The organism is Psychrobacillus lasiicapitis (genome assembly GCF_006861795.1).
GTDB lineage: Bacteria > Bacillota > Bacilli > Bacillales_A > Planococcaceae > Psychrobacillus > Psychrobacillus lasiicapitis.
In genome coordinates, this window is record NZ_VDGH01000006.1 from 39,324 (window position 1) to 52,541 (window position 13,218).

A 13,218-nucleotide genomic window follows, 5' to 3' on the forward strand; every position below is an offset into this window, starting at 1 on the left:
AATACCAAGCCAGTTGCCTGTAAATAATGGTGTCATTATCTTCACCACACTTTCTAACCATAGTAAAAAGCAGCTAACCTAACTAAAGGTAGCTGCTTATTTTAATTATTCAGCGTCAAAAACTTCTACTTTTTCCATTTTAGCACCGTTTTTCATAGCTGTTGCTACTTCAAGGCCGCTAGTCACTTTACCGAAAACAGTGTGAACACCGTTTAAGTGTGGTTGTGGTTCATGCACGATAAAGAACTGGCTTGAGCCTGTATCTTTTCCAGCGTGAGCCATAGATAGGCTACCTGCTTCATGTTTGTGTGGATTGCCAGCAGTTTCACATTTAATCGTTTTACCGCTACCGCCCATACCTGTACCAGTTGGATCTCCGCCTTGACTTACAAAACCAGGAATAACACGGTGGAAAATAACTCCGTTATAAAATCCGCTGTTTGCTAGCTCTTCAAAGTTTGCAACTGTGTTTGGTGCTTCATTTGGGAATAAATCAAATTCGATTTTTTCACCAGTATCCATTAAAAAATAACCCTTTTTCGCCATTCAAAACACTCCTTTTTTCAAAATAAATCCTTCATCAGTATAGCACGAGCACAAAGCATTTTCCAAACCCAGCTCCTCTATAAGAAATCAACATGTATAGCATTTCTTCTTAAAAAAGTGGCTGGAATTATTACTAAAATTAATTAAAGGCTTTGTTTAAAGAGAAAAACCGGCACCAATAAACATGGCGCCGGATGTAAAGAGTTGGATTTTAATTTTCAACGATCAAGCAATTTTATTTATATCTTTCATAGCATCACGATCATGTTTGTATTTAAAACTAACGGCAAAAATAATTGCAAGAACGATTGTATAGGCTCCAAAGATTAACCAAATATTTTGCCAATCTTTTATACCATCAACAGTGAAGTAATCCACAATTTTACCACTAATGATTGCACCCAAATAGGTGCCCAATCCATTTACCATTGTCATGAATAAGCCTTGTGCGCTTCCGCGAATGCTACTATCTACTTCTTTCTCTACAAAAATGGATCCTGATATATTAAAGAAGTCGAAGGCAGCACCGTAAACAATCATCGATAATAGTAATAAGCTGAATCCTAAGCCGGATGGTTCACCAAAAGCGAAGAGAACAAAGCGTAATGTCCATGCAACCATACTTAATAGGATAACCGTCTTAATTCCAAATCTGCGTAAGAAAAATGGAATGGCTAGAATAAATACTACCTCTGAAATTTGTCCAATGGATAATAATATAGCCGGGTACTTAACCGCAAGACTATCTTTAAAGCTAGGATTTAATGCAAAGTCATGTATAAATGGATCAGCGAAAGTGGTGTTAATTTGCAAGGCTGCACCTAGCAGCATAGCAAAAAGGAAAAACACTGCCATTTTCTTTTGTTTAAAAAGTACGAGCGCATCGAGTCCTAAACGACTGACCAGAGATGCATTCTTTTTGGCAGTTGATGTTGGACAATCAGGTAGTGCAAGTGAAAACAGCGCAAGTAAAAGAGCTGCTCCCGATCCAATGTATAGCTGCATATTGCTTAACTCAAATCCAAAAAGACTTATTGTCCATAAAGCAAGGATAAAGCTAACAGTTCCATATACGCGAACGGAAGGGAATGTTTTTGTTGTATCATGTCCTTCTTTTTCAAGACCAAAATATGAAATGGTATATCCTAAAGAAATGGTCGGCATGTAGACCATTGCGTTAAAAAGCATTACCCAAAACAAAAGAGTAGGATCTGAAACTTTCGCAGCAATAAATAAACAAATAGCCCCTAAAAAGTGGAGAATTCCATATAATTTATTTGCCTTTACAAAGCGGTCGGCAATAATCCCTATAAGACTTGGCATAATGAGAGAAGCGAGCCCGATGGAGCTATAAACGAGTCCAACCTCTGAGCCGGTAAAATGCAAAGTATTGAACATATAAGATCCAAGTGTAACGAGCCAAGAACCCCAAACGAAAAACTGTAGAAAAATCATTATTTTAAGGCGCGATTTAATTGTCATTTCTTCCTCCTGCTTTACCTACGGCGCCTATCTTATTATAAGTTCACCGGATATTTAATTTAGTTTACTTTTTTTGCTAACTGAGTAATATAATCGAAGAAAGCATCGCGATTAACGTCATAAACCACATTTACAGGACGACCGTTAGCTGTTTCTTCTGTACGGCCTTGACTAGGTCCATTTGTATGAACGATACTATTAACTCTTTTCACTTTTACAAGATTAGGATTACCGACAAACGCTGTAGTCAAAACATCCCACAAGAAGTATGTTGAATTAGTTGTAAAATGAACTAATGGCGGGCACATCGCATAACATTGACCAAGAAAATCAACGCCTAAATATTTACGTTCAGATGCCCAACGTTTTCTTATATCTTCTGTAAGTGGTACTTGGCTTGTGCTTTCAAGAGCCACTAAATCAATTTCTATGCCGCTATCCCATACACGACCTGCTGCCTCGGGATCCCAGAACACATTCCATTCTGCTGTACCATCATGTTCGGGCTCTTCCACATTTCCTGTTTCACGAAATGTTCCGCCCATCCAAACGAGTCGTTCAATTTTTTCTTCAATTGAAGGATCTTCATCTAATGCGCGAGCAAGATCAGTAAGTGGGCCAGTGAATAGAAGGGTTGTTTTTTCGGTCGATGCATGGATGGCATCTATTATATGAAGATGTGCTGTTTTCTCTGCTACAGGTGTGTCAATCTTACCGGATTCATTTAAAATCGGTAGAGCATCTACGAAGAAAGCATGCAAACGCCAATCTTTTGGAAATGGATTTTTCCCGCGAGAATTTGATTCAGCCACATCAAGCCTACCGTTTCCAAAGCGATCAATGATTTTACGGCTTGCAAACATTGCAGGTTCTAAATAACAATCGGCTGGAATGACAGATACACCAGTCAGCTCAACGTTGTCCATTTGCATTAATAAAAACAACGAAACAAGATCATCGACGCCTCCATCATGATTAAAGTAAATATTTTTTTTCATTATCTATCGATCCTCTCCTATTAAATTTTGCTTTATAAAATGCCTGGTATATCGTTTCGTGTTTTATGATGACAATCAAGAAAAGAATTATTTCCTAAACGAAAAAAAACGCTCCGATTTCTACCGGAGCGTTGACTAGGTATATGTAAATATGAAAAAAGGATTGAATCCTTCCTCCATCTTACAATTAACTCGTAGTCAAGCCCTTTACGGTGGCTTGGTAGAAACTTTTGGGCCATATCCCCAACATTATACGACATAATTCGACATTGTTTTTTTATAATAACTATTACATATGGTTTAGTCAATAAAAAATCTGTTCCAATTTTATACAAATAAAAACTATTAATAGAATAATAATTGGTAGAAAGCGATCTAGCGATTTTTTTTTAGTGAATAAAAAAATCCGAACTATCCTACGAAACTCTAATTTATTGTTTCGGAATAGTTCGGATTTTATATTTACATAGCTTGATAAATTGATAATCATTCGGTTTTTGTAATAGGTAAATTATTTACGCCTTTTCCTCTTACATACCTAATACTATTACCAACATTTCATTACCATGAAGGAATGATAGATTTATCAAATCTTTCTTCGATAAATTGTTTCACTTCTTCCGAACGGTACAAATCGATAAATTGTTGAATCACTTCTTCATCTTTTGATTCAGTTCGAACGGCGATAATGTTCACGAAAGGAGAATCTTTTGACTCAATAAAAATAGAGTCATCAGCTGGAGATAAACCAGCATCTATTACGAAGTTTGTATTGATGGCTGCCGCATCCACCTCATTTAATTGACGGGGGATTTGTGCTGCATCAAGTTCAACAAATTGGAAATTCTTCGTATTATCTACAATGTCATGGATGGTAGCGTTAGTATCTAGGCCTTCTTTGAGCTTAATCATACCTGCACTTTCAAATAGCATCAGTGCACGCCCGCCTTGAGTCGGATCATTTGGTAATCCAATTTTCGCACCATCTGTCAGTTCGTTAACATCTTTTACTTGATTGGAGTAAATACCCATTGGGAAAGTGACCGTTTTACCTACATCAACAAGATCCAAATTACGGTCTTTTTTCATTTGTTCAAAGAAAGGAATCGTTTGGAAGATATTCATATCAATCTCTTTCTCAGCTAAAGCAACATTCGGCATTACGTAGTCAGAAAAAACTTGTAGATCAATTTTTAGGCCATCTTTTTCAGCCAGCTCTTTCACTTTTTCAACGATTTCTTCGTGTGGACCTGCAGTTACCCCAACGGTTAGAACACCGTCACTTAATAAGCCTGCATTTGCTTCCTCCGATTTTTCTTTACCACCGCAAGCAGCGAGTAATGTTAATACTAAAATGAGTAGCCCTGTAAATAAATACTTTTTCATGATTTTTCTCCTGTCTGTTGTTTTCTTGGTTGTAGCAGAAATAATAAAAACCTCTCATAAATGAGAGGTTCATTAGCATTTTGAAAATACGCAGAAGTCCTCTCTCATTTTTCAAAACGATATCGTTTTGCAGGATTTAGCACCTTTCCATACATAAACATATGGTTGGTTGCCGAGCTTCAACGGGCCAGTCCCTCTGCTACTCTTCATGAGAGATAAAAATTATTTCATTTTTCTTAATGTTAATTACTATACTTCACCAGAGTAAATTCGTCAATACGAATTCGAAATAAACAAATTATTGTTTTGTATATCAGTGTATGTATAGTATGAAAATGATAAGATACAAAAAGAGGTGAATTATTATGAACGGACAAAATAGAAAAGACATTAAACCGGGCTTAGAAGTATATATCGTCTTGAAAAAAGACCAACGAACGGGTCAAAAAACAAGAGGTATAGTGAAAGACTTACTAACCAATTCATCCTTCCATCCACATGGTATAAAAGTTCGGTTAACGGATGGACAAGTAGGACGTGTATGTGAAATTATCGAAAAATAAGGAGCGCAAAACAGATGAACGTAGAATCACAAGTATTGCAATGGTTTGATCATTTTCACAAATATCCAGAAGTGAGCTGGAAGGAATACGAAACGACGAATAAGCTTGCAGAAATACTAGATGTGTTACAAGTGTCTTATCGCCGTTTCGATGATGTGACGGGGTTACTGGCTGAAATAGGGGAAGGCGATGAAGTGATCGCGGTTCGTGCGGATATCGACGCACTTTGGCAAGAAGTAGATGGCGAATTTCGTGCCAATCATTCATGCGGACATGATGCGAATATTTCGATGGTTTTAGGAGCTTTATTATTACTGAAAGACGAAAAACTAAGTAAGCGTATCCGCTTTATATTCCAGCCGGCAGAGGAAAAAGGAAATGGTGCCAATGCGATGATTGACAGAGGCGCATTAGAAGGCGTTACACATCTATTTGGCGTGCACTTACGACCAATTGAAGAGCTTCCTTTTGGAAAAGTTTCTCCAGCAATCCATCACGGAGCAGCGATGTTTTTAGAAGGAAAAATTACTGGAATTGATGCGCATGGTGCACGTCCACATCAAGGAAAAAATGCTATTGATGTGACAGTGGCGATTCATCAGGCACTAAAAAACCTTTATTTTTCACCATTTGAAGCTTATTCTGCGAAACTAACGAAAATCCAAGCCGGTGGGGAAAATGCCAATATTATCCCTGGGACTGCAACGTTTTCCATTGATGTTCGTGCCCAAAAGAATGCTGTTTTATCTCAAATGAAAGACCAAATAGAGAAAGATTTACTCGCAATTAAACAATTATTTGATATAGAAATAGAGTGGAAATGGGAGGACGTCACGCCAGGCGCGGAAGTTTCCAAAGAAGCAGCTGCTATGACGAGAGAAGGAATTATCGGAGCAGTTGGTATGGATAACCTTGCAGAAGAAGTGATTACTTCTGGAAGTGATGATTTTCATTTTTATACGGTTAGACATCCTGAAGTGAATGCTGCCATGATTGGCATTGGAGCAGATCTCACCCCAGGGTTGCATCATCCGAATATGACGTTTAACTATGAGGCACTTGCAATTGGTGCAAAAGTAATAGCGAAAACGCTTTCAAATAGTTCTAAAAAGCATTGACGACTCATCGATTTGTCTATATTATTTCATATTAGCGACTATTAAACGTCAATTAGGAATTGTCGCAATAGTTCATAAAGGGGAAAATAATATGGGAGAAAAAGATAAAGTGTCTACTAAAAAGGAAATGTCTTTAGGATGGGCGGTTATTCCTTTACTAGTGATGATAGCTAGTATGTATGTAGCGGTAGTTCGATTAGAACAGGGGCCGCATATTCCTTTGATTATAGGGACATCTGTAGCTGCATTGGTTGCTTGGAAGCATGGGTTTAGATGGAATGATATCGAAGAAATGATGTACAAGGGGATTAAACTAGCTTTACCAGCTGTAGTCATTATCATGCTAGTAGGTTTAACGATTGGTTCCTGGATTGGTGGCGGGGTAGTCGCTACAATGATCTATTATGGACTAAAAATAATAACACCAGCATTGTTTTTAGTAACGATTTGCGTCATTTGTATGATTGTTTCACTAGCTATCGGCAGTTCCTGGTCCACTATGGGAACTATTGGTGTTGCAGGGATGGGTATTGGACTTAGCATGGGGATTCCGGCACCTATTATTGCGGGAGCAGTTATTTCAGGAGCTTATTTTGGTGATAAGATGTCGCCACTTTCGGATACAACAAATCTAGCAGCAGGATTGACCAATACTAATCTATTTGTACATATTCGACATATGCTATATACGACAGTACCAGGAATTCTTATCTCGTTGGGTGTATATGGCTTTTTAGGTATGAAGTATAAGAACAGCAATATTGATCAAGAGAGCATTCAGCAGACGATCTCCATGCTAGAAAAAAGTTTTGTCATTTCTCCTTGGTTATTACTCATACCAGTAGCTGTAATTGTTCTAGTTGCATTAAAGGTACCAGCAATACCAGCTTTAGTTATAGGGATAATATTAGGATCTTTCTCACAAGTGCTTGTGCAAGGGGGAAGCCTTTCAGAAGCAGTTGGGGCCCTCCAAAGTGGTTTCGTTATTGAAACAGGAAATGTAATGGTTGATGATTTATTCAATCGCGGTGGTCTAGATTCTATGATGTATACGGTTTCAATGACACTTGTTGCGATGACATTTGGAGGAATACTAGAATATTCTGGTATGCTTCAATCAATTATGAATCAAATTCTAAAGTTAGCAAAATCAGCAGGAACACTAGTAGCATCTACAATTCTAGCTTGTTTTACAACTAATGCGACTTGTTCTGAACAATACATTTCGATTGTCGTGCCAGCTCGCATGTTTGCAAATGCTTATACAAAGATGGGGTTACATTCCAAAAACCTTTCGAGGTCTTTAGAGGATGGAGGTACATTAACGTCTGTATTTATCCCTTGGAATACTTGTGGTGTGTTCATATTAGGAACGTTAGGGGTTGGGGCATTTGAGTACGCTCCATACGCTATACTAAATTATGTTGTTCCTTTGTTGTCTATTGGATATGCAATAACTGGATTCACCATTCAGAAGTTAACGAAATCAGAAATGGTCGCTTTGCAGCAAAAAGAAGTGATGAAAGCATAAGTGGAAAAGGAAAGTTCAATGAAACTGAACTTTCCTTTTCTTAATAAGTAGGGAAATTGAATTCATAAATTGCCCGTGGGCGTCCTTGCTGATACGTCATTTCTTCTCCAACTACTCGGGCATACCCATGATCTACTAGCTTTTTTAATAATCGTTCTGTGGTACGCCTACTTACTTGTAAATAGACTTCCAAATCATATGCGGTGAATTCAACGGAGCTATGCGAGCGGCTAAATTGCATGATTTTCGATAAGTTTGCTGGACTTAACTTTGTATTTTTGGCTATTTGTACGAGTTTTGGGTTATTTGTTTTTAGTTGTACTTGCTGTTGACGATTAGGATAGGGACCAAGTAATTCTTTATGGTCGTTTATTAAATAAGCGGAGTTCTCAGTTACATACGGCAAAGCATCTTTTGCGTTTTGTGTTGCTTCTATGACTGTTTTTCCGTAGCCAAACGCTATTTTGATAGGGAATGAAACAAGTTCAAACCAATGCTCAATTATATTGCTTTCCAGGGCTATTTGCACATTACCCTGAGTAGAAATAAACGTATATAAATAGTCATCTGTAGGAACATAATTCGCTTGAATTGTGCCAGCTATCTTCTTTAATATTTCTTCTGAAATTACTTGGTTTGCTTGAATGTATCCAATAGCAACTTTTGCGGATCTACTTTTTGCTAAAAGTGCCAAAGATTTCGCATCTTCCAATCCTTTTAAGATGTTGCTTTTCGAATCTAACATTCGGATGACAGGGACTTTCTTGTCTTGTAGAGTATGAAAAACAGCGTGGATACTCGTAATTGCCAAAGAAGTTATTCCGCCGTTGTATAAACTTGCATGAAAATTTGCAACTTCTTCTAATTCGTAAGTTGGATCAATTTTTAACAGATGTGGATATTGTTCCGATAACCCAATATCTTCTAATACATTTTGTATTAATAGCGGTTCGATTAAATCAATCGAAAGCTGTTCGACAGGAATATGTTGAGAAAAATAAACGGATAATAGGGTTGTAGTGATAACCGTTTCATCCTGTTTTAAGTAATGAGCCGGTATAGGTAAACTTTCAATTGCATCTTTTGCAAATATGTATGGAAGAGAACCAGAGAAAAAGACGACATCACAAGGTTTAATATTTTTCACAATTTCGGTTGCATCCACTGGCGATTGATAGATATAATAATCCAAACGAGTAGAAACTAACTCATGTTCAAATTCTTTTAATCGGTCGATAAAGTTAGCAGAGCCTAGCACTGCGATTCGGATATCCATATGTAACCCCCTTTTTTTTGAAACATTAACGTCTATTTAACGACAACTATAACGAAAAAATAAAAACTTGTAAAGAAAGCAGGAAGATAAAATGAAAATCAAAGAACTAGAAATATTTGCTATAAGATTACCACTGATAGACCCATTTATCATTAGCTATCATACATACGATGATATGCCTTCGATAATCGTAAAACTTACAACGGAGGATGGTTTGATAGGATACGGCGAAGCAGTTGCAGACGAGCATGTGACAGGTGAAACATGGGAAGCAACATATGCCTTGCTAAAAAACACATTAGCACCATTACTAATTGGCGAAAATCCGATGGAATTCGAACGCCTACATGAAAAAATGAACAAAGCAGTATATCAAGCACCTGCTGCAAAAGCGGCACTCGATATAGCTTGCTATGACGTAGTAGGAAAAAAATTAGGCGTTCCAGTCTATCAATTACTCGGTGGTCGCTATCACGAGAAGTTTCCAATCACACATGTTTTAAGCATCGGCACACCTGAAGCCATGGCTGCAGAAGCAGAAAGTCGTATGAAGGAAGGTTATTCATCATTTAAGATGAAAGTCGGAACTGAGGTACAAGCAGATGTGAAACGTATTCAGGCGGTACGAGAAAAAGTAGGAAAAGACATCGCAATTCGTGTCGATGTGAACCAAGGCTGGAAAAACAGTGCAAATACAATTACAGCAATGCGCCAATTAGAACATTTGGGGCTTGATTGGCTAGAGCAACCAGTAGTAGCGGATGATTTCAATGGTATGGTCGAAGTAAAGGCGAAAACAAGCACCCCCCTTATGATGGACGAAGGTTTAAAAGGTTTTCGCGATATGCGCGAGTTAATCGAGAAGCAAGCAGCACATAAAGTGAATATTAAACTGATGAAATGTGGAGGCATTTACCCAGCGATGAAGCTTGCCCATATGGCAGAAATGGCAGGAATCGAATGTCAGATCGGCTCCATGGTCGAGTCTTCAATTGGATCTGCAGCAGGGTTCCATGTAGCGTTTTCGAAAAAAGCATTTACGAGTGTTGAGTTAACAGGCCCTTTGAAATTCTCAAAGGATATTGGAAATCTACATTATGACGTGCCTTTTATTCAGCTAAACGAACGTCCGGGTCTTGGAGTAGATGTAGATGAGTCAGTACTGCATGATTTAACTGTATATCAAACGAAAGTAAGTGGTGTTTAGGATGAAAGAATGGACAGGCAAACTTGGAGAAAAAGATTATGTAGTACGTATGTTGAAAGAAGATAGTGTGGAAGATATTCTACACCTCCAGGACCTTGTTTTGGAAACGCTAATAAACAATGACTTTTTATCGCCGGTAACGAAGGAAGAATACGAAGATTTCGTTTCGAAGAGCCTAATGGTAGGTGTATTCGTAGAGGATAAGTTAATAGCATTTCGCGCACTGGCGATACCTGAAATAGACGAACATCATCTTGGATACGATATTGGACTTCAAACAGAGCAATTAGATCAGGTTGTTTATCAAGAAATTACAAATGTGCACCCCGACTACCGAGGATATGGTTTACAGAAAAAACTTGGAGCTATCGTAATGGAACTATTAGATGCATCTCCATATACACATGTATGCGCAACAGTCGCACCATTTAATATTGCGAGCTTAAAAGATAAACTGAGCCAAGGTATGGTCATCGGCGCATTGAAAAACAAGTACGCAGATATGTTGCGCTATGTTTTTTACAAAAAACTCCATGAAGAACGTAAAATTGGTGGCGAAGTGTTAGATATTCTTATGGCCGATACAGAAAAACAGCAACAGCTACTAGCAGATGGTTGGATCGGAACAAGTATCGTGCAAAAAGACGGAGAATGGTATGTGACTTACGAGAAAAAAGGGACATATATGTAAAAAGATGGATAAGGGCAACCAAATAGGCGTAAAAGCAACCAAATTGTGCTCAGGAGCAACTAATTCCAAAACACAACTTTAGTAAATATCAACATTATATAGATTATTTCATATCGAAATGAGCTTGGAAAATGTATTCTAAGCTCATTTTATTTTTGGACATTTTTTAGTAAATTCATTAATGTAAGCACGTCATGGGTATTTATTAGACGAAAGCTAAACATTTTGGTTATTGACTTTGTATAGCAGTTTTATATATATTAGAAATTGTCTGTATTTTCAACTGTTAGGAGGGAGTCATTGTAATGAGGGATATATTTGAAGAAGAATTACAAAGGTTGAAAGAAACAACGTCTATTTTGGATAAGCAATTAGTCGAACTAGAGAATGTTCCAGTATATTATGGGGAAGATTTTAGCGAACAAATTCTCGAAAGTATGAGGGAGTCTAGAAGGCAAAATCTACGTATTGCTGTACAACAACCATATTTTGGTCGGTTAGATTTTCAAGAGGATGGTCAGTTAGAGCCAGAGCCTATTTATATTGGAAAAGTCGGTGCTTCTAATGAGGAAACGACAAAGCCGATTGTTATGGACTGGCGTGCACCCATCGCTAGTATGTTTTATTCATTTACTGGCGGTGAAGAAGCGGCTTTTTATCATTCACCAGATGGTTTAATAGAAGGTTATGTTCATTTAAAAAGGAATATTGCCATTCGTCAAAGAGAATTAGAACGTGTAGTGGATACATATGTAAAAGGAAGGGAAGATGTATCTCCTACGGATGATTTTCTCCTATATAAATTAGCTGAAAATAAGGATAATAAGTTAAAAGACATCGTTTCTACCATACAATCTGAGCAAAATAATATTATTCGTGCAGAGAAGAACATGCCACTATTGATACAAGGGGTTGCAGGAAGCGGAAAAACAACAATCGCTTTACACCGCCTTGCTTTTTTAATTTATGAATATCGTGAACAGCTACAAGCAGATAGAATGGTAGTATTTGCACCAAACAGTTTGTTTTTAGACTATATTTCTGGTGTGCTTCCTGAACTGGGTGTAGGTAATATTAAGCAAACCACATTTCAAGACTGGGCGCTGCGTACATTAGACAATGCGGTGAAATTACAAAAAACGGACGAAAAACTGAAGGAAGCTTTTGAAATCAATCGTAATGATACTAAGGTTATGCTTGGGAAATATAAAGGAACACTTGAATTTAAGTCATTCATTGAAGAAAGTATCCTTCAATTGGTAAGAAATCTAGTACCAGAAGAAGATCTCGTCGTATGGGACGATGCTGTTATAAAAGCGGAAGAGATACAGAAATGGATGACAGTTGAATATAAGCATTATCCACTAATAAAACGTAGAGAACGTTTAGTTGGTCGGATAAAACGATGGATTGAAATAGAATTGAAGAAGTTCGAAGGAACAGATGAGAAAAAAGCATTGAAAAAAGAAGCTACTAAAAGATTAAATGCTTATATGAAATTTTGGCCTAAAATAACCCCGCTATCATTTTACAGTTCGTTGATGAAACAAAAAGAAATATTAGAAGTCTTGCCTGCAGAACTTGTTCAAGAAACAGTAAAAAATTGCCGCGATAAACAACTATATGTAGAAGATCTAACACCCCTTATCTATATTCACCATCAATTAACAGGAATAGAGAGTAGTCAAAAATTTCATCATGTAGTGATAGATGAGGCACAAGACTTTTCACCATTTCAAATTTATATATTAAAAGAGGTCACTCTGGGTAATTCTTTTACGATTTTAGGTGACTTATCCCAAGCTATCTACAATTTTCAAGGAATTGAGGACTGGAACGACTTTAAAGAAGTATTTCAAGAAACGGGTTATTTTGAACTGACGAGAAGTTATCGCTCTACGAAAGAAATTATTGAGTTTGCAAATGATATTATTAAAACTGCTGAAATTCCAGTAGGCCTTGCAATACCTGTTTTTCGTAGCGGTAATGAAGTAAAGATTATTTCTACGAATAACCAATTTGCCGAAATCATGAAGACGTTACAACATATGCTGAATGAAAATGTGAAAACGATCGCTATAATAGGCAGGACAGATGACGAGTGCCGTGATATGTATGAAAAGTTAACAGCAGCAGGAATTTCTGTCAATGCTATTGAAGCCAATCAAATGAAATATGAGGGTGGTATTTCTGTAGTACCAATATATTTAGCAAAAGGGCTGGAATTTGATGCAGTGTTACTTGTAGATGTAGATGAAAGTCATTATAAGGATACAAAGCTGGATGCAAAATTATTATATGTTGGATGTACGAGAGCTCTCCATGATTTGAGGATTTTCTATTCCGGAGAAGCATCCCCTTTACTTCCAGCAAGTTCAAATGAGAATAAAAACAGTATATAAAAAGAAAACACCTAGTGC

Annotated in this window: 11 protein-coding genes and 2 riboswitches; of the genes, 6 read left to right on the top strand and 5 right to left on the bottom strand. The window is 37.3% G+C overall.

All coding sequences use genetic code 11. The features are described 5' to 3' along the window. Positions 1-105: 105 nt before the first annotated feature. The 4 genes from FG382_RS10965 to FG382_RS10980 form a co-directional block, all read right to left on the bottom strand. The gene (locus tag FG382_RS10965) at positions 106-546 is read right to left on the bottom strand and encodes a peptidylprolyl isomerase (protein WP_093270855.1); all 441 of its coding nucleotides are present in this window, start codon (positions 544-546) and stop codon (positions 106-108) included. Positions 547-771: 225 nt separating this feature from the next. Then, the gene (locus tag FG382_RS10970; protein ID WP_142538932.1) at positions 772-2,028 is read right to left on the bottom strand and encodes a nucleoside permease; all 1,257 of its coding nucleotides are present in this window, start codon (positions 2,026-2,028) and stop codon (positions 772-774) included. 59 nt (positions 2,029-2,087) lie between these two features. Next, on the bottom strand, positions 2,088-3,026 hold the full coding sequence (locus FG382_RS10975; protein WP_142538933.1) for a nucleoside hydrolase: 939 nt from the start codon (positions 3,024-3,026) through the stop codon (positions 2,088-2,090). A gap of 175 nt (positions 3,027-3,201) precedes the next feature. Continuing rightward, positions 3,202-3,303: riboswitch (purine riboswitch) on the bottom strand. Between the two features lie 284 nt (positions 3,304-3,587). Then, on the bottom strand, positions 3,588-4,412 hold the full coding sequence (locus FG382_RS10980) for a MetQ/NlpA family ABC transporter substrate-binding protein (protein WP_142538934.1): 825 nt from the start codon (positions 4,410-4,412) through the stop codon (positions 3,588-3,590). A 101-nt stretch (positions 4,413-4,513) separates the two neighbouring features. Continuing rightward, positions 4,514-4,627: riboswitch (SAM riboswitch) on the bottom strand. Positions 4,628-4,777: 150 nt separating this feature from the next. On the opposite strand from FG382_RS10980, the gene FG382_RS10985 reads away from it, so the two are divergent. From FG382_RS10985 to nhaC, 3 genes are all read left to right on the top strand, one after another. Then, positions 4,778-4,975, top strand: a complete 198-nt coding sequence (locus FG382_RS10985; protein WP_142538935.1) for a YwbE family protein — start codon at positions 4,778-4,780, stop codon at positions 4,973-4,975. 14 nt (positions 4,976-4,989) lie between these two features. Beyond that, positions 4,990-6,093, top strand: coding sequence for an amidohydrolase (locus FG382_RS10990; RefSeq protein WP_142538936.1), 1,104 nt, complete (start codon positions 4,990-4,992; stop codon positions 6,091-6,093). A gap of 91 nt (positions 6,094-6,184) precedes the next feature. After that, entirely contained in the window at positions 6,185-7,624 is a 1,440-nt protein-coding gene (nhaC, locus tag FG382_RS10995) for a Na+/H+ antiporter NhaC (RefSeq protein WP_142538937.1), read from the top strand. Between the two features lie 40 nt (positions 7,625-7,664). Here nhaC and FG382_RS11000 read toward each other — a convergent pair whose 3' ends face one another. Beyond that, positions 7,665-8,900 carry a hypothetical protein gene (locus tag FG382_RS11000; protein ID WP_142538938.1) on the bottom strand — a complete coding sequence of 412 codons (1,236 nt, stop codon included), beginning with the start codon at positions 8,898-8,900 and terminating at the stop codon, positions 7,665-7,667. Positions 8,901-8,991: 91 nt separating this feature from the next. On the opposite strand from FG382_RS11000, the gene FG382_RS11005 reads away from it, so the two are divergent. From FG382_RS11005 to FG382_RS11015, 3 genes are all read left to right on the top strand, one after another. Next, the gene (locus FG382_RS11005; protein WP_142538939.1) at positions 8,992-10,107 is read left to right on the top strand and encodes a mandelate racemase/muconate lactonizing enzyme family protein; all 1,116 of its coding nucleotides are present in this window, start codon (positions 8,992-8,994) and stop codon (positions 10,105-10,107) included. Between the two features lies 1 nt (position 10,108). Beyond that, positions 10,109-10,798 (top strand): GNAT family N-acetyltransferase, encoded by a 690-nt coding sequence (locus tag FG382_RS11010; protein ID WP_142538940.1) that lies wholly within the window; start codon positions 10,109-10,111, stop codon positions 10,796-10,798. Between the two features lie 305 nt (positions 10,799-11,103). Next, positions 11,104-13,200, top strand: a complete 2,097-nt coding sequence (locus FG382_RS11015; protein WP_142538941.1) for a HelD family protein — start codon at positions 11,104-11,106, stop codon at positions 13,198-13,200. Positions 13,201-13,218 lie beyond the last annotated feature (18 nt).